This is a genomic window from Cellulomonas fimi (genome assembly GCF_028583725.1).
Taxonomy (GTDB): Bacteria; Actinomycetota; Actinomycetes; order Actinomycetales; family Cellulomonadaceae; genus Cellulomonas; species Cellulomonas fimi_B.
Map to the genome: position 1 here is coordinate 539,285 of NZ_CP110680.1, position 15,635 is coordinate 554,919.

Annotated in this window: 18 protein-coding genes; 10 read left to right on the forward strand and 8 right to left on the reverse strand. The window is 75.3% G+C overall.

The window, feature by feature from the left end; all coding sequences use genetic code 11:
- Nucleotides 1-40: 40 nt before the first annotated feature.
- Both OOT42_RS02475 and OOT42_RS02480 read right to left on the reverse strand, forming a co-directional pair.
- The gene (locus OOT42_RS02475) at nucleotides 41-973 is read right to left on the reverse strand and encodes a metallophosphoesterase (RefSeq protein WP_273653379.1); all 933 of its coding nucleotides are present in this window, start codon (nucleotides 971-973) and stop codon (nucleotides 41-43) included.
- Nucleotides 970-3,447: a transglycosylase domain-containing protein gene (locus OOT42_RS02480; protein ID WP_273653380.1), complete on the reverse strand. Its 2,478-nt coding sequence runs from the start codon at nucleotides 3,445-3,447 to the stop codon at nucleotides 970-972. The genes OOT42_RS02475 and OOT42_RS02480 overlap by 4 nt, the downstream gene beginning before the upstream one ends.
- 210 nt (nucleotides 3,448-3,657) lie before the next feature.
- Between OOT42_RS02480 and OOT42_RS02485 the strand changes: the two genes are divergently transcribed.
- From OOT42_RS02485 to OOT42_RS02495, 3 genes are read left to right on the forward strand one after another with little or no spacing between them, the layout of a single operon-like run.
- The gene (locus OOT42_RS02485) at nucleotides 3,658-3,957 is read left to right on the forward strand and encodes a WhiB family transcriptional regulator (RefSeq protein WP_273653381.1); all 300 of its coding nucleotides are present in this window, start codon (nucleotides 3,658-3,660) and stop codon (nucleotides 3,955-3,957) included.
- 53 nt (nucleotides 3,958-4,010) lie between these two features.
- Complete coding sequence (locus tag OOT42_RS02490) at nucleotides 4,011-4,172, forward strand: DUF4177 domain-containing protein (RefSeq protein WP_218050942.1); 162 nt, start codon at nucleotides 4,011-4,013, stop codon at nucleotides 4,170-4,172.
- Nucleotides 4,172-4,669, forward strand: coding sequence for a RidA family protein (locus OOT42_RS02495; RefSeq protein ID WP_273653382.1), 498 nt, complete (start codon nucleotides 4,172-4,174; stop codon nucleotides 4,667-4,669). The genes OOT42_RS02490 and OOT42_RS02495 overlap by 1 nt, the downstream gene beginning before the upstream one ends.
- A 77-nt stretch (nucleotides 4,670-4,746) precedes the next feature.
- Here the strand turns inward: OOT42_RS02495 and OOT42_RS02500 are convergent, their stop codons facing one another.
- Nucleotides 4,747-5,424, reverse strand: a complete 678-nt coding sequence (locus OOT42_RS02500) for a Crp/Fnr family transcriptional regulator (RefSeq protein WP_273653383.1) — start codon at nucleotides 5,422-5,424, stop codon at nucleotides 4,747-4,749.
- Nucleotides 5,425-5,562: 138 nt separating this feature from the next.
- Entirely contained in the window at nucleotides 5,563-5,976 is a 414-nt protein-coding gene (locus OOT42_RS02505) for a hypothetical protein (protein WP_273653384.1), read from the reverse strand.
- A gap of 190 nt (nucleotides 5,977-6,166) precedes the next feature.
- On the opposite strand from OOT42_RS02505, the gene nth reads away from it, so the two are divergent.
- Nucleotides 6,167-6,871: an endonuclease III gene (gene nth / locus OOT42_RS02510; protein ID WP_273653385.1), complete on the forward strand. Its 705-nt coding sequence runs from the start codon at nucleotides 6,167-6,169 to the stop codon at nucleotides 6,869-6,871.
- A 40-nt stretch (nucleotides 6,872-6,911) separates the two neighbouring features.
- On the opposite strand, the gene OOT42_RS02515 is transcribed toward nth, so the two are convergent.
- The 3 genes from OOT42_RS02515 to OOT42_RS02525 form a co-directional block, all read right to left on the reverse strand.
- On the reverse strand, nucleotides 6,912-7,850 hold the full coding sequence (locus OOT42_RS02515; protein WP_273653386.1) for an alpha/beta fold hydrolase: 939 nt from the start codon (nucleotides 7,848-7,850) through the stop codon (nucleotides 6,912-6,914).
- Nucleotides 7,851-7,861: 11 nt separating this feature from the next.
- On the reverse strand, nucleotides 7,862-9,142 hold the full coding sequence (nhaA, locus tag OOT42_RS02520) for a Na+/H+ antiporter NhaA (protein WP_273653387.1): 1,281 nt from the start codon (nucleotides 9,140-9,142) through the stop codon (nucleotides 7,862-7,864).
- A 143-nt stretch (nucleotides 9,143-9,285) separates the two neighbouring features.
- A complete protein-coding gene (locus tag OOT42_RS02525; protein WP_124343871.1) occupies nucleotides 9,286-10,014 on the reverse strand; it encodes a winged helix-turn-helix transcriptional regulator in 729 nt (242 codons plus the stop codon).
- A 203-nt stretch (nucleotides 10,015-10,217) separates the two neighbouring features.
- On the opposite strand from OOT42_RS02525, the gene OOT42_RS02530 reads away from it, so the two are divergent.
- The 3 genes from OOT42_RS02530 (at nucleotide 10,218) to OOT42_RS02540 (ending at nucleotide 12,111) form a co-directional block, all read left to right on the forward strand.
- Entirely contained in the window at nucleotides 10,218-10,952 is a 735-nt protein-coding gene (locus OOT42_RS02530; RefSeq protein WP_273653388.1) for a hypothetical protein, read from the forward strand.
- A gap of 1 nt (nucleotide 10,953) precedes the next feature.
- Nucleotides 10,954-11,439 (forward strand): thioredoxin family protein, encoded by a 486-nt coding sequence (locus OOT42_RS02535; protein WP_273653389.1) that lies wholly within the window; start codon nucleotides 10,954-10,956, stop codon nucleotides 11,437-11,439.
- Nucleotides 11,440-11,631: 192 nt separating this feature from the next.
- Nucleotides 11,632-12,111: a DUF4395 domain-containing protein gene (locus tag OOT42_RS02540; RefSeq protein ID WP_273653390.1), complete on the forward strand. Its 480-nt coding sequence runs from the start codon at nucleotides 11,632-11,634 to the stop codon at nucleotides 12,109-12,111.
- 9 nt (nucleotides 12,112-12,120) lie between these two features.
- On the opposite strand, the gene OOT42_RS02545 is transcribed toward OOT42_RS02540, so the two are convergent.
- Nucleotides 12,121-12,534 (reverse strand): DsrE family protein, encoded by a 414-nt coding sequence (locus tag OOT42_RS02545; protein WP_423775953.1) that lies wholly within the window; start codon nucleotides 12,532-12,534, stop codon nucleotides 12,121-12,123.
- A gap of 124 nt (nucleotides 12,535-12,658) precedes the next feature.
- Here OOT42_RS02545 and OOT42_RS02550 point away from each other — a divergent pair, with 124 nt between their 5' ends.
- The 3 genes from OOT42_RS02550 to OOT42_RS02560 are packed head-to-tail and all read left to right on the forward strand — an operon-like array spanning nucleotide 12,659 to nucleotide 15,611.
- Nucleotides 12,659-13,234, forward strand: a complete 576-nt coding sequence (locus tag OOT42_RS02550) for an FABP family protein (RefSeq protein ID WP_273653392.1) — start codon at nucleotides 12,659-12,661, stop codon at nucleotides 13,232-13,234.
- 3 nt (nucleotides 13,235-13,237) lie between these two features.
- The gene (locus OOT42_RS02555) at nucleotides 13,238-14,419 is read left to right on the forward strand and encodes a YgfZ/GcvT domain-containing protein (protein ID WP_423775954.1); all 1,182 of its coding nucleotides are present in this window, start codon (nucleotides 13,238-13,240) and stop codon (nucleotides 14,417-14,419) included.
- Between the two features lie 58 nt (nucleotides 14,420-14,477).
- Nucleotides 14,478-15,611, forward strand: coding sequence for an FUSC family protein (locus OOT42_RS02560; RefSeq protein ID WP_273653393.1), 1,134 nt, complete (start codon nucleotides 14,478-14,480; stop codon nucleotides 15,609-15,611).
- The last annotated feature ends 24 nt before the right edge of the window (nucleotides 15,612-15,635 follow it).

Sequence of the window (15,635 nt, forward strand, 5' to 3'; positions counted from 1 at the left end):
GACGTCTCCGGGCCCGTCCGCGACGTGTCGCGAGGACGCGTCAGGCGGCGACGAACGTCAGCAGGGTCGCCTCGGGGCGGCACGCGAACCGGACCGGCGCGTACGGCGACGTCCCGAGTCCCGCCGACACGTGCAGCCACGACGACCCGGCCCCGCCGGTGCGGTCGGGACGCGGGCCGGGCCAGCCGTGCAGGCCCTTGGCACGGCGGGTGTCGAGGTCGCAGTTCGTGACGAGCGCGCCCCAGAGCGGCACCGCGAGCTGTCCGCCGTGCGTGTGGCCCGCGATGGTGACGTCGACGTCGTCGGCGTGCATCGCGTCGAGCACCCGGCGGTACGGCGCGTGCGTGACCCCGAGGTGCAGGTCGACCGGCGTCGAGCCGGTGCGGGCGTCGTCGTCACCGCCGGCCGCGGGGAAGCGGTCGCGGTCGAGGTGCGCGTCGTCCGTGCCGACCAGCGACAGGACGCGCCCGTCGACCTTCACGACGTCGCGGCGGTTGGACAGGTCGATCCACCCGGCGGCGTCGAACCGGGCGACGAGCTCGCGCCACGGCAGCTCGACGGGCCGCACCGGGCCGGCGCCGCGCGAGTCCGGCAGGAGGTAGCGCGCCGGGTTCTTGGGCCGTGGGGCGACGTAGTCGTTCGACCCCAGCACGAACACCCCGGGACGGGCCAGGTGCGGCTCGAGCGCCTCCAGCAGGGCCGGCATGGCGTCGAGGTGCGCCCAGTTGTCACCCGTGTCGACGACGAGGTGCGGGTCCAGCGACGCGAGGTCCCGCACCCAGTCGACCTTGCGGCGCTGACCGGGCGTGAGGTGCAGGTCGGACAGGTGCAGGACCCGCAGCGGGTCCTGGCCCGACGGCAGCACCGGCACCGTCACCTCGCGCAGCGTGTACCACTGCGCCTCGACGACCGACCAGGCGAGCGCGCCGGCACCGAGGAGCGCCGCGGTGCCGAGCGTGCGTCCGACCGTCACGGCTGACCGCGGCCGTTGTTGTTCCCGGGGCCGCCACCGCCTCCGCCGGGGAAGCCGCCCGGACCGCCGGGACCGGGCGGCTGCTGACCGCCGCCCTGCCCGTTCGACAGCTTGAGCGTGATCGTGCCGCCCTTCGTGGCCTGGCCGGACGGGCTCTGCTCCGCGACGCTGCCGGCAGGCACGTTCGAGGGCACCTGGGCGCCGTCGACGCGGACCTTGAAGCCGCGCTGCTCGAGGATCGCCCGCGCGTCGCCCTCGGTCCTGCCGACGACGTTGGGCACGTTGACCTTCTCGCCGTACACGAGCTTGTCGTCGGGGGCGGCGAAGCCGGGGTTGTCGCCGCCGGCGAGCGCCTGCACCATGAACCGCTTCCACGTGGGGGCGGACACGGTCGCGCCGAACGCGCGGTTGACCCACTTGCCGCCGACGTACATGCGCTTGACCTGGCGCCTCGACTCCTTCGGGTCGCCCAGCCAGACGGCGGTCGCGAGGCGCGGCGTGTAGCCGACGAACCACGTCTGCTCGTTCTCGCTGGTCGTGCCCGTCTTGCCCGCGGACGGGAAGGGCGGTGCGCCGACGCCGTCGGCGGTGCCCTGCCACACCCCGCTGAGCGCGAAGTTCATCGTGTTGGCGACGCGCGCCTCGATGGCCTGGTGGCAGCCGGCGTCCGGGACCTCGATCGGGTTGCCGTTGGTGTCCGTCACGCTCGTGATGGCGATCGGGTTGCAGTACATGCCGCCCGACGCGAACGCGGCGAACGCGGACGCCATCGTCAGGGGGGCCACGACGTCCGTGCCGAGGACGTTCGACGGGTTGACGCCGAAGCGCGTGCTGCCCTTGAGCAGGCGGTCGATCGTGCCGTCGTCCCGCTCGCGGCCCTTGGCGCGGTGCACGCCGATCGACTCCGCCGCGTCGCCGATGTTGCACATGTCGAGCTCCATCGCCATGGACAGGTAGGCGAGGTTGACCGAGTTCCGCGTGGCGTCGAGGACGGTCATCATGCTGCCGTTGCCCTCGGAGTTGTTCGGCGTGTAGGGGGCGTTGCCCGCCTTGGCCCCGCAGATCCTGAACATGTTCTCGTTGAGCGGGCGCTTGGCGCCGTTGACCACCTCGTACAGGCTGTGCCCGGCCTGGAGCCACGCGAGCAGCGTGAACGGCTTGTAGGTCGAGCCCGGGGCGAAGCCGCCGGACGCGCCGTACGCGAAGTCGGTGTTGAAGTTGATCGGCTCCTCGCCGGGGTTGGCGGCGACGGGCGCGTAGATGCGGTTCTGCGCCATCGCGATGATCTTGCCGGTGCCGGGCTCGACGCTGACGAGCGCGTGCCCGAGGCGGCTGGAGTCGTCGACCGGCACGGCGGCCTTGACCTCGGCGTCGGCGATCGCCTGCTTGCCCGGGTCGAGCGTCGTGGTGATCGTCAGGCCGCCGTTGTAGAGGAGCGCCTTGCGGGTCGCGGCGTCCGCGCCGAAGGTCTCGTCGTTGACGATCACCTTGGTGACGAAGTCGCAGAAGTAGCCGGAGCCGGGGACCGCGTCGCTGGCGGCGACGCACCCGACGCGCAGCGGGTGCGGGTTCAGGGTGGCCTCGACCGGCGTCGCGAGCCCTGCCTGGAACTCGTCGTCGGTGATGTAGCCCTGCTCGTGCATGGTGAGCAGGACGGTGTCGCGGCGCTCCTTCGACACGACCGGGTCGCGCACGGGGTCCCAGTGGGTCGGGCTCTGCGTGACGCCCGCGATCGTGGCGGCCTGCAGGTAGTTGAGGTCCTTCGCGGGGATGCCGAAGTAGTACTGCGCGGCGGCCTCGGCGCCGTAGACCTTGATGCCGAACTGCGCGATGTTCAGGTACTTCTCGAGGATCTCGTCCTTCGTCATCTGCTTCTCGAGCGCGATGGCGAGCTTCGCCTCCCGCAGCTTGCGGGCGTACCCCTCGGCGCCGTCGGCCTCGGTGGCGGCCTGCATCGCGGCGAGCCGCTCCGCCTCGGTCTCCTTGGTGGCGGCGGCCTGGATCAGCACGTTCTTGACGTACTGCTGCGTCAGCGTCGAGGCGCCCTGCTGGCCCTCGTCCGAGCTGCCGAGCGCGCCCTTGACGGCGGCGCGGAGCATGCCGGGCGGGTCGACGCCCGCGTGCTGGTAGAACCGCTTGTCCTCGATCGCGACGACCGCGTGCTGCAGGTGGACCGAGATCTCCGACAGCGGCACGACGACGCGGTCCTCGCTGAAGAACGTCGCGAGCAGCGTGCCGTCGGCGGCGAGGATGACCGACTTCTCGGGGAGCTGGGTGGGCTCGAGCTCGGTCGGCAGGTCGTCGAACGCGGTGACGGTGAGGTCGGTGACCTCGTCGGCGACGGCGACGCCCGGCAGCACGAGGCCGGCGGCGAGCACGCCGCTGACGCCCGCGACGAGCACGAACGAGAGCAGGAGCGCCAGGGCCTGGAACGCGTTGACCTGGCGGCCCCGCGCGCGCGGAGGATGCGGCATGGCGACAGGGTAGTCGGGCCACCTCGGAGCGCTCTCCTCCCGGCCCGTCCGCGGTGCGACCTGCACCGGACCTGCACACCTCGGGGACTGGTCGAGCGTCCATCTGGCGAAATGACCCGAAAGGAGTCTCGCCAGACGGACGCTTGACCGACTAGTTTCCCCGCAGGACACGGGTGCCCGCGGCACCCGTCCGTCTTCTCTGGAGGGTGAGTGGCAACCGTCACGCTGGACGCGCACTGGACCGCGATCGCCGCCTGTGGCACGGGCAAGCTGTCACCGGACGCGCTCTTCGTCGAGGGCGCGGCCCAGCGGGAGGCGCGCTCGGTGTGCACCGGCTGCCCCGTCCGGCTGGAGTGCCTCGCCGACGCGCTCGACAACCGCATGGACTTCGGCGTCTGGGGCGGCATGACCGAGCGGGAGCGGCGTGCGCTGCTGCGCCGGCGGCCCGAGGTCCGGTCGTGGCGGGCGGAGCTCGTGGGGCTCGAGACGGGCGTCCTGCCGGTCCGGTGAGAGCGCTTGCACGGCGCGCCGCCGTGGCCGTCGCACCCCGCTAGGGTGGGCGCATGGCGACGCAGCAGTGGGAGTACGCGACGATTCCGCTCATCATCCACGCGACCAAGCAGATCCTGGACCAGTGGGGCGCCGACGGGTGGGAGCTCGTCCAGGTGATCCAGGGCCCGGACGCCGGCCTGGTCGCCTACCTCAAGCGCCCCAGGCAGGCCTGATGGGTGTCGCCGCGCGGCTCGCCGAGCTCGGGCTCGAGCTGCCGACCGTCGCCGCACCCCTGGCCGCGTACGTGCCCGCCCTGCGCGACGGCAGCACCGTGTGGACGTCCGGGCAGCTGCCGTTCGTCGCGGGTGCGCTGCCCGCGACGGGCAAGGTCGGCGACGGGCCGGGTCTGGTCGCACCCGACGAGGCCGCCGGGTACGCCCGCACGTCGGCGCTCAACGCGCTGGCCGCCGTGGCCGCGGCGATCGAGGCGAGCGGCGGGCCGTCCGGCGCCGACGCGCTCGACCAGGTCGCGCGGGTCGTCAAAGTCGTCGGGTTCGTCGCGAGCGACCCGGGGTTCACCGGGCAGCCCGCGGTCGTGAACGGCGCGAGCCTCCTGCTGCACGAGGTGCTCGGGGAGGCCGGCGTGCACGCCCGGTCCGCCGTGGGCGTCGCGGTGCTGCCGATGGACTCGCCCGTCGAGGTCGAGATCGTCGTCCGCCTGCACGACTGAGCCGCACTCCTCGTACGACGACGAACGGCCCCGGTCCGTCAGGACCGGGGCCGTCGCACGTCGTGGTGCCGCCGGGCTCAGCGGGCGCGCCGCTCCAGGCGGTCGATGTCGAGCAGGACGACGGCGCGACCCTCGCGCCGCACCCAGCCGCGCGCGGCGAAGTCGGCGAGCGCCTTGTTCACGGTCTCGCGCGACGCGCCCACGAGCTGCGCGAGCTCCTCCTGCGTGAGGTCGTGCGCGACGCGGACGCCCTCGTCGACCTTCTCGCCGAACCGCGTCGACAGGTCGAGCAGCGCCTTCGCGACCCGGCCGGGCACGTCGGAGAACACGAGGTCCGCGAGCGCCTCGTTGGTGCGCCGGAGCCGGCGCGCCAGGGCCTGCAGCAGCTGCTGCGCGACGGACGGCTTGTCCTGGAGCCACTTGACGAGGTCACCGTGGCCGAGCTCGAGGACCTCGGCGTCGGCGACGACCGTCGCGGTCGCGGTCCGCGGGCCCGGGTCGAACAGGGACAGCTCGCCGAACATCTCGCCCGGACCGAGGACGGCGAGGAGGTTCTCGCGGCCGTCGTTGGAGCGGCGGCCGAGCTTGATCTTGCCGTCGCGCACGACGTACAGCCGGTCACCGGGCTCGCCCTCGTGGAACAGCGTGTCGCCGCGCACGAGATGGAGCTGCTTCATGGTCGCGACGAGCGCCCCGGACGTCTCGACGTCCAGCCCCGCGAACAGCGGGGCAGCCAGCACGATGTCGTCCTCCACCGTGGCTCCTTCCTTCCCGGCCCGACCCGCGGGTCACCGGCCTGACGACCGCGCGCGGCCCGGCGGGCTCGGTGGCGGTACCTGTCCGGCGCGCTGGTCGCGGCACCGGCCATCTCACAGTTTGCCGTATGAGGGGCCTCAGCCCCGACCGATGGGCTCCCGGAGGCACGCGGCCGTCGCCTCGGGGTCGAGTGCGAGGCGCGTGATGAGCTGGTCCGTGGCGTCCGTGAGGGCCGACGCGACGCCGGCCTCGTAGCGGGCGAGCTGCTCGTCGAGGGCGCGCAGGTCGTCGAGCGTCGCGAGCTCGTCGGCGGGCGTCCCGGTGAGGACGGCGGCGAGCTCGGCCGGGCGTGGCACGTCGACGCCGACGTCGAGCGGGAGCTGGAAGGCGACGTCCTCGCCGAGCGTCTGAGGGCGCGTGACCTGGGCGACGGCGAGGTCGAGCCGGGCGCGCACCAGGCGACGCCACCACCCGACGCGCGCCCGCTCGGCGCGCAGCGCGCGACGGTCGAGACGTAGGTCGCGCACGCGCTGCTCGGTGGGTGCAGTCATCGGGGTGAGCCTCCAGGTCGTCACCTGTCGTTCGGCGTGGGGACGAGCCGACTTGAGCCGGGCGCCCGACCAGTTCGTCCGCAGATCGACGGGGTTGGGCCGACGGGGCGACACGCGCTGCGCCGACGGGGGGACGCGGCTCGCGACGGTCGCCCGGCGGGTGTCACCGCGTCGGCCTACGCTGCCTCGCGTGAGCGACTCGCCGGCCACGACCGAGACCCCGCTGGCCCGGACCCGGCGCGCCCGCCGCGTCGACCGGGCCCTGGCGGTCCGCTACCCGGACGCGCGGTGCGAGCTGGACTTCACGTCGCCGTTCGAGCTGCTCGTCGCGACCGTGCTGTCCGCGCAGACGACGGACGTCCGCGTGAACCTCACGACGCCGACGCTGTTCGCGCGCTACCCGGACCCGGCGGCGCTCGCGGCGGCCGACCCGGACGAGCTCGAGGAGATCCTCCGGCCGACGGGCTTCTTCCGTGCGAAGGCCCGGTCGGTGACGGGGCTCTCGGCGGCGCTGGTCGAGCGGTACGGCGGCGTCGTGCCGCACCGGCTGGAGGAGCTGGTTCAGCTGCCGGGGGTCGGGCGCAAGACGGCGAACGTCGTGCTCGGCAACGCGTTCGGCATCCCGGGGATCACGACGGACACGCACGTGCTGCGGCTGTCGCTGCGGCTCGGCTACACGACGAGCGAGGACCCGCTGGTGGTCGAGCGCGAGCTGGGGGAGCTGCTGCCGCGCAAGGACTGGACCATGGCGTGCCACCGGCTGATCTTCCACGGCCGGCGCACGTGCTTCGCGCGCAAGCCCGCGTGCGGGGCGTGCCCGGTCGCGGCGTGGTGCCCGTCGGCGGGCATCGGGGAGAACGACCCGGTGCGCGCGACGGCGATGCTCAAGGGCTGACGCGTGCGACGTCGAGGCTCGCGGCCCGACGAGCGCCGCGTCAGGGGCTGACGAGCGCCGTCTCGGAGAGCCAGTCGAGCAGCACCTCGGACACGACGTCCGGGGCCTCGTCGGGCAGCCAGTGGCCCGCGGACGGCACGAGCTCGTACCGGTAGCGCTCCGCCACGAGCGACCTGGTGGCGGCCGACAGGGGCGCGTGCGTCGCGGGCCGCAGACCGTCGCGACCGCCGTGCACCTGGAGGACCGGCAGCGGGCGCGTCTGCTCGAGCGCGGCGTGGTAGCGACGGCCGTCGGGGCGTGGCATCGACCGGACGAGCCAGCGCAGCTGCTCCATCTGGCTGTGCGCCGCGAACGGCACGCGGACGGCCTCGCGGTACCGCCGCTCGGTGGCCGCGTCGAGCCAGCCGGGCGCGCCGCCCCACTCCGTGAGGAGCGTGCGGACCAGGTCGCCGCGCTGCAGGGCGCGCTCGGGGAACGACGGGAGCTGGGCGAACGCGAGTCGACGCCAGGCGCCGGCGCGCAGCGCGGTGCGCGGGTGGCCGTGCACGTCGAGCGGGTGGGGTGCGCCGAGCGCCGCGACGGCCTGCACGACGTCCGGGTGCAGCGCGGCCATGGCCCACGCGATCTCCCCGCCCGTGCCGTTGCCCACGACGATCGCGCGCGACGCGCCGAGCGACCGGACGACCCCCGCCACGTCCGCGGCGAGCGTCGGGACGTCGTAACCCTGCGGCGGCTTGTCCGACGACCCGGTCCCGCGCACGTCCATCGCGGCGACCCGGTAGCCGGCGTCCGCGAGCGCGGGGATCTGCCGTCGCCAGGCCCACCAGAACTGCGGCACGCCGTGCAGCAGCACGACGAGGGGCGTGTCGCGGTCGTCGGGACCGGAGACGGTGACGTGGAACCGGGCGCCGTTCGCGGCGACGAACCGGTGCCGCCACGGTCCCTCGATCAGGAGCGTCGCGGAGTCGACGGTGCTCATCGGAGCCGAACCTACCCGCTGGCGCGGGTCCCGTGGGCGCCGGGGCCTGTCGAGGCGTGGTGCCGGTCCCGCTGCCACAGGGCCGCGCCACCCGCGCACGCGGCGACGAGGGAGCCCGCGAGCACCGCGACGACGACGTGCTCGTCGTGCGCGCTGCCCGCCCCGAACGCGAGCTCGCCGACGAGCAGCGACACGGTGAACCCGATGCCGCCGACGAGCCCGACGGCGAGCACGTCGGCCCACCCGAGCCCGGGCGCGAGAGCGGCTCGCGTGAACCGGGCCACGAGCCACGTCGCGCCGAGGATGCCGAGCGGCTTGCCGACGACGAGGCCGAGCGCGACGCCCTGCGCGACCGGGTCCGCGACGGCGTCGCGCACCACGGCTGCGCTGAACGTGACCCCCGCGGCGAACACCGCGAAGACCGGCACGGCGAACCCGGCGGACACGGGCCGCCAGCGGTGCTCCCACCGCTCGGCGAGCGACTCGGCGGGCGTCTCCCGCAGGCGCAGCGCACGCCGCGTCGCCTCGGGGGTCGCGGGGACGACGAGCCCGAGGAGCACGCCGGCGATCGTCGCGTGCACGCCCGACGCGTGCATGAGGGCCCACGCCGTGACGGCGAGCGGGAGCAGCAGCCACGGGCTCGTCAGGCCGCGCGTCACCGCGAGCGTGAACAGGCCGACGACGACGAGCGCGGCCACGAGCGTGAGGAGGGCGACGTGGTCGGTGTAGACGACGCCGATCACGATGATCGCGAGCAGGTCGTCGACGACCGCGAGCGTCAGCAGGAACGCGCGCAGGGCGTTCGGCAGCGACCGGCCCACGACCGCGAGCACCGCGACGGCGAACGCGATGTCCGTCGCGGTCGGGACCGCCCAGCCCGTCGGGTCCCCGCCGGGGGCGGTCAGGTTGACGGTGAGGTACAGCGCCGCGGGGACGAGCATGCCGCCGACCGCCGCGACGATCGGCACGACCGCGGTGCGCGGGTCGCGGAGCTCGCCCGCGACGATCTCCCGCTTGAGCTCCAGGCCGACGACGAAGAAGAAGATCGCGAGCAACCCGTCCGTCGCCCACGCCGAGAGCGTCAGGTCGAGGTGCAGCGCCGCCGGTCCGACGACCGTCTCCGACACGGCCGTGTACGACGACGGCCACAGGTTGGCCCAGAGCAGCGCGACGACGGTGCCGACCAGCAGCAGCACGCCGCCGGTCCGCTCCTCGCGGAGCGTGTCGAGCAGGTTGCGCTCGCCGCCCGGGGTGAGGGCGGCGAAGAGGCGGGGGGCGGGACGGCGGGGCACGGGCGACCTCCGGGCACGACGACGGGACGTGCCGACCAGGCTTCCCGGCTCACCGCGGACCAGGGTAACGGGACGGCGGGGCCGAGGCGTCAGGCGGCGCCGGTCGCGCGGGGGTGTGCGGGACGGTCACCGCACGAGGGGCGTCAGGCGTCCGCGGGGGCCGGGACGTCGGGACGGTCGTCGACCGCGGCGCGGCGGTCCTTCGGCGGGTCGAACCGGTAGCCGACGTTGCGGACCGTGCCGATGAGCTGCTCGTGCTCGGGACCGAGCTTCGCGCGCAGGCGACGCACGTGGACGTCGACCGTGCGCGTGCCGCCGTAGTAGTCGTAGCCCCAGACCTCCTGGAGGAGCTGGGCGCGGGTGAACACGCGACCCGGGTGCTGCACCAGGTACTTGAGGAGCTCGAACTCCTTGTACGTGAGGTCGAGCGGGCGTCCGCGCAGACGGGCCGTGTAGCCCCCCGCGTCGATCGTCAGCTCGCCCGAGGAGATCTCCTGCGGGGCGTCGTCGTAGCCCGCTGTCGCCGCGCGCTCCATGACGAGCCGGAAGCGCGTCTCGACCTCGGCCGGGTTGGCCGACTCCAGGATGATGTCGTCCGCGCCCCACTCGGCGGTGACGACCGTCAGGCCGCCCTCGGTGAGGACGAGCACCAGCGGCACCGTCAGACCCGTGGCCCGCAGCAGACGGCACGTCGTCCGGGCCGTGACCAGGTCACGGCGCGCGTCGAGCACGACGATGTCCGCGTCCGGGGCGTCCACCAGCGCGGACGGTTCGACAGGGAGCACCCGGACCCGGTGCGACAGCAGACCGAGCGCCGGGAGCACCTGAGCAGAGCCCCCGGACGCGGGAGTGAGCAGCAGCAGATCTGCCACGTGGAACCTCCTCCCCGCGTGCGAGTGCTGCACACCGTACCGCGCCGCGCGCGGACCTCGTGCGGCACGACGGCCGAGCGGACGGGCCGCGTCTGCGACAATCGCTGCCGTGCTCATCCCCTCCGTGGCCCCCGTGACGACCTGCGCGACCTGTGCGCCGGTGCCCGCCACGACTCCTCGGACGACGGGGCGGTAGCCGCGGGATGCAGCTCGCCACCCGGGCCGTCATGACGGCCGTCCTCGCGACCCTCGTCGCCGTCGCCGGCTTCGTCGGGCTCTACCCGCTCGCCGGCGCGTGCGCCGTCCTCGTGGTGCTCGTCGCGGTCGGCTGGCCGCCCCTCGCGAACCTGCCGTTCGGCGCGGGCACCGGCGTGGTGATCGCCCTCGCCGGGCTGGGGTCCGTCGCGGCCGTGACGCTCGCCGAGGAGCAGCCGTACCTCGAGCGCCTGCCGATCGTGTTCGCCGCCGCCGTGGTGCTCGCGTTCGTCGCCGAGCTCGTCCGGCGCGACGGGCGCGTCCGGCTCGTCGAGTCGGTGTCGGGCACCGTCGCGGGCGCGCTGGTCGCGGTCGCCGCGACCGGCTGGATCGCCATCGCGCGCGGGCCCGAGGGGGAGGCGCTCGTCGTCACCGCCGCGCTCGCGCTCGCCGTCGGGTCCGTCGTCGTCGCGATCCACCTGCCCGTGTGGATGGGGGTCCTCGCGACGACCGCCGCCTCCGCCGCCGCCGGGGCCGTCGCGGGTCTCGTGCTCCCGGACTTCGCCCCGCTCGCCGGCGGCCTGCTCGGCGTGGCCGTCGGCATCCTCGTCACCGCGCTGCACGCGCTGTTCGACCGGATGGAGGCGCTCGAGCGGCGCCGGCCCGCGCTCGCGGTCGTCGTGCTGCCCGTCGCGGTCACCGGGCTGCTCGTCTACGTCGTCGGTCGCGTCCTGGTCGGCTGACGTGGACCGCGTCCTGCTCGTGCTCGGCGTGCTCGCGCTGGCCGTCGTCGTCGGGTTCGTGTGGCGGTCGCGCAACGGGCGGTTCACGCCGGTCCCGCCGGGCGTGCTCGCCGCCGCGACCCCGGCCGGAGGTGCGGACGGCCCGGCCGACGAGCCGCGCGACGACGTGCTGACCGCCGCGGAGGTCGGCGCGCCGCTCGGCGCCGTCGCGACGTTCGTCCAGCTCTCGAGCGAGGTGTGCACGCCGTGCCGTCGCACGCACGCCGTCCTCGACGCCGTCGCCCGCGAGCACGACGGTGTCTCGCACGTCGACCTCGACGTCGCGCAGCACCTGGACCTCGTGCGACGCTTCGGCGTGATGCGCACGCCCACCGTCCTGCTGCTCGACGCGAGCGGAGCGGTCGTCGGCCGGATGTCCGGTGCGACGGACCGCCGGCAGGCGCTGGCCGCGCTCGACTCCTGTCGCCACGGGGTCGCCACGCGCTGACGCGCCCCTCCCGGGCCGCCGGCGTGCGGCCCGCCCGGGCGCAGCCCGACGGGTCACGGCGCCCCCGGCCCCGCCGTCCCGCGTGACGTCGCCGTCCTGCGTCCCGTCACCGTCCTGCGTCCTTGTCGCTGCCGCGCGTCCCGTGCCGCGCGAACCGTGCCACGCGCCCTGCCCCGCCCCCGAGGAGTCCCCGTGAACCAGCCCGCCACCGCCCGCGCCACCGCCCCCGTCGCCGCCGAGCGGCCCGACGGCGTCGACGTGCGCGGACCGCGTTTCGGTGCCGGCGTGACCGCCGTGCTGCTCGTCCTCGTCCTGCTGCTCGGCGCCCGGCCGGGGGTGGCGCTCGCGCTGCTCGCCGTCGTCGCGGCCGGCTTCGCGCTCGGTGTCGCGCGCGGCGTCTCCGGCACCTGGCAGGCCGCCGTGTTCCGGCGCGTCGTCGCGCCGCGCCTGGGGCCGGTCGTCGAGCGTGAGGACCCCCGTCCGCCGCGGTTCGCACAGCTCGTGGGTCTGCTGGTCACCGGCGCGGGCGTCGTGCTCGGCGCGCTCGGGGTGGCCGTGGCCGTGCCCGTCGCGGCGGCCGTCGCCCTCGCCGCGGCGTTCCTCAACGCGGCGTTCGGCCTGTGCCTCGGCTGCGAGCTGTACCTGATCGGCCTGCGCCTGCGCCGCGGCTGACGCGGCCCGTCAGTAGACGAGCGCCTGCGCCTGGGGAGCGAGGGTCTCCTCGACGAACACCGCCGCGCCGGCGATGCGGATGCCCGGGATCACGTCGTCCTCCGTGATGTCACGGCGGGCCGCGCACTGGGTGCAGAGCGTCACCGCGCCGCCCTCCAGGACGACCTCGAGGAGGTCCGCCAGCGGCGTCGCGAGCGGCAGGTCGAGGTCCGCCGCACGGCCGGGGAGGGCGAACCACGCCGACTCGCCGGTCAGCCACAGCGACACGTCCGCACCGGCCGCGACGGCCGCCGCGGCGACCGTGAACGCCTGGTTCGTCGCCTCCGGCCGCTCGGTGCCGGACGTGGTCTTGATCACGAGAGGTCGTACGCCGCTGCTCACCGGAACAGCGTACGGGTGCCACGTCGTTAGGATTCGGTGCATGACTGCGCTCGAGGGAGTCTTCATCGGCCTGCTCGTCGCGGCGACCCTGGCGATCGCGTGGGTCGCCGGGCTCGTCGTCTGGAAGCTCTTCAAGGGCCAGAGCTGATCCGTCGAGAGGCCTGACATGGCGTTCGTCCTGCCCGAGGGGCTGGCACCCGAGGTGTACCCGCTGGCGTGGCTCGTGGGCCGCTGGCACGGCGAGGGGGTCGTGGGCTACCCCGGGATCGAGGAGACCGCCTTCACGCAGGAGGTCGTCATCGACCACGACGGCGGCCCGTACCTCTCGTACACCTCCACGATCCGGCTCGTCGTCGCGCCCGACGACGCCGCGTCGCTCGACGACGGCGCCGGCACGTCCGACGGCCCCGGTCCCGTGTGGTCGACCGAGTCCGGCTACTGGCGCGTGCCGCCGGAGCGTCCCGACGGGCTCGGCGCCGACCAGCACCCCGTCGAGCTGCTCGTCTCCGACCCGTCCGGCCACGTCGCGGTGTACGTGGGCGAGGTCGGCAAGGGCCGCATCGACCTGGTGAGCGACCTCATCGCCCGGACCGCGAGCGGCGCCGAGGTGACCGCCGGCAAGCGCCTGTACGGGCTCGTGCAGGGTGAGCTCATGTGGGCGCACGACATCGCCGCGTTCGGGCAGCCGATGCAGTCGTACGCGTCGGCCCGGCTGGCCCGCGTCGACGCGGGCGAGGGCTGACGCGTGACCGCCGACGCCGTCGAGCGGACCGCGCACGGCGAGTCCGTGCGGCACACCAGCCCGCTGCTCCGGCGGCGCGGTGCCGTCGCCGGGTCCGGGCCTGACGCCGGGGTCGCCTGGCACTACGGCGACCCGACGGCCGAGCAGCGTGCCCTCACGCGCGGCGGTGCGGTCGTCGACCAGTCGAACCTCGGGGTCGTGCGCGTCGCGGGGCCGGACCGGTTGAGCTGGCTGCACTCGATCACCTCGCAGGACGTCGCGACGCTGCCCCCGCGCACGTCGACCGAGCTGCTCGTGCTGTCGCCGCAGGGGCACGTCGAGCACGCCGCGGGCGTCGTCGACGACGGCGAGGCGACGTGGCTCGTCACCGAGACCCCGGTCGCGCTCGCGGCGTGGCTGAACCGGATGAAGTTCATGCTGCGCGTCGAGATCGACGACGTCACCGACGACTGGGCCGCGATCGGCGAGCCCGTCGACGCCGAGGGCGCCGAGGGCGAACCCGTGACGTGGCGCGACCCGTGGCCGGCGACCGCCCCCGGCGGCACCCGGTACGGGCCCGCGGACGACGTGCACCCCGGCGCCGACCGTGCCTGGCGGCTCGTGCTCGTGCCGCGCGACCGGCTCGTCGACGAGGTGCGGGCGCGCGAGGCCGCGGGCTGGCCGCTGGTGGGCACGTGGGCGTCCGAGGCCGTCCGCGTCGAGGCCCTGCGTCCCCGGTCCGCGCGCGAGGTCGACCATCGGACCATCCCGCACGAGCTCGACTGGCTGCGCACCGCGGTCCACCTGCACAAGGGCTGCTACCGCGGGCAGGAGACCGTCGCGCGCGTGCACAACCTCGGGCGGCCGCCGCGGCGGCTCGTGCTGCTGCACCTCGACGGCTCGGGCCACGTCCTGCCGGAGGCCGGCGCCGAGGTGCACGACGTCGCGGGCGGGGCCGGGTCGCCGGAGCCGGGTCGCGTCGTCGGGCACGTCACGTCGGTCGCGCGCCACCACGAGCTCGGGCCGGTCGCGCTGGCGGTCGTCAAGCGCTCGGTGCCGGTCGACGCGCCGCTCGTCGTGGACTCCGACGGCGGCGCCGTGGCGGCCGCGCAGGAGGAGGTCGTGCCGGGCGAGGGCGTCTCCGTCGACCGTCCCGCGCCGCGCGGTCCCGTGAGCCGCGGGCTCGGGCACCACCCCAGCCTGTGACCCGGCCCGGCCCGACGGGCGGCGGCTCGACGGGTCGCACGGTCACGACGGGCCCGTCGTGACGAGCGCGCGCCCGGACGACCTGGGGGGCCTGCGGTCGCTCGGGCGTCGCGACCTCGCCGTGCTGGGGCGCGCGCGGGTGCGGCAGGGGTGGTCGCGCGTCGAGGCGTCGTGGTTCCCGATCCTCCAGGCGGCCGTCGCGGGGTCCGTGGCGTTCGCGATCGCGCACTTCTGGCTCGGGCACCCGTACCCGTTCTTCGCGCCGGTCAGCGCGTGGATCGCGCTCGGCTTCTCGATGGACCGCTCGGTGCGCCGGGTCGCCGAGCTCGCGGTGGGCGTGGCCATCGGCGTCGCGCTCGGCGAGCTCGTCGCGGTCGTCATCGGGCAGGGCGCGCTGCAGGTCGGGCTCGTGCTGTTCGTCGCGGCGCTGCTCGCGCGGTTCCTCGACCGCGGGCAGATGCTGACGACGCAGGCCGGCGTGCAGGCGATCGTCATCGTCAGCCTCCCCGCCGCGGCGGGCGGGCCGTTCGGGCGGTGGGTGGACGCGGCGCTCGGCGGGGCGGTCGCGCTCGCGGTCGCCCTGCTCACGCCCAGCGACCCGCGCCGGCACCCGCGCGCCCTGGGCCGTGCGGCGCTCGACGAGCTCGCGGGCGTCCTGCACGCGCTCGCGCGCGGGCTCGACGAGCGCGCGGTGCCCGCCGTCGAGGACGCGCTGCTGCGGGGCCGGGCGTCGCAGCCCGCGCTCGACGAGTGGTCGGACCGCGCCGGGAACGCGCGGGACCTCGCGCGGCTGTCGCCCGCGAGCCGCCGGTACGCCGACGAGCTGGCCGGGCACGTCACGCGCGCCGTCCTGGCCGACCGCGCCATGCGCAACACCCGGGTGCTCGCCCGACGCGCGCTGGCCGTGCTCGCGGCCGAGGCGCCGCACGACACGTCGGGGCTCGCGGCGCAGGTCGCGTCGACCGCGACCGCCGTCGACGAGCTCGCCGCCGCGGTCGGCGCCGGTCGCGACCCCGAGCGGGCGCGCACCGCGCTGCTCGCCGTGGCGCACGCCCTCGACCCGTTCGCGCTCGCCGCCGACGACTGGCAGGTGCAGAGCCTCGTCCTGCTGCACCGGTCGCTGGCCGTCGACCTGCTGGAGTCCGCGGGCGTGGCGCCGGGGGACGCGCGGGCAGCCCTGCCGGAGATCTGACCGCCGCGTCCCGGCGTCTCGTAG

What these genes read in the sequence shown, in the direction of transcription:
- OOT42_RS02480 (WP_273653380.1), bottom strand. Translation starts at nt 3,447, where the DNA reads ATGCCGCATCCTCCGCGCGCGCGGGGCCGCCAGGTCAACGCGTTCCAG.
- OOT42_RS02490 (WP_218050942.1), top strand. Translation starts at nt 4,011, where the DNA reads ATGGCGACGCAGCAGTGGGAGTACGCGACGATTCCGCTCATCATCCAC.
- OOT42_RS02495 (WP_273653382.1), top strand. Translation starts at nt 4,172, where the DNA reads ATGGGTGTCGCCGCGCGGCTCGCCGAGCTCGGGCTCGAGCTGCCGACC.
- OOT42_RS02505 (WP_273653384.1), bottom strand. Translation starts at nt 5,976, where the DNA reads ATGACTGCACCCACCGAGCAGCGCGTGCGCGACCTACGTCTCGACCGT.
- OOT42_RS02515 (WP_273653386.1), bottom strand. Translation starts at nt 7,850, where the DNA reads ATGAGCACCGTCGACTCCGCGACGCTCCTGATCGAGGGACCGTGGCGG.
- OOT42_RS02530 (WP_273653388.1), top strand. Translation starts at nt 10,218, where the DNA reads ATGCAGCTCGCCACCCGGGCCGTCATGACGGCCGTCCTCGCGACCCTC.
- OOT42_RS02545 (WP_423775953.1), bottom strand. Translation starts at nt 12,534, where the DNA reads ATGCACCGAATCCTAACGACGTGGCACCCGTACGCTGTTCCGGTGAGC.
- OOT42_RS02550 (WP_273653392.1), top strand. Translation starts at nt 12,659, where the DNA reads ATGGCGTTCGTCCTGCCCGAGGGGCTGGCACCCGAGGTGTACCCGCTG.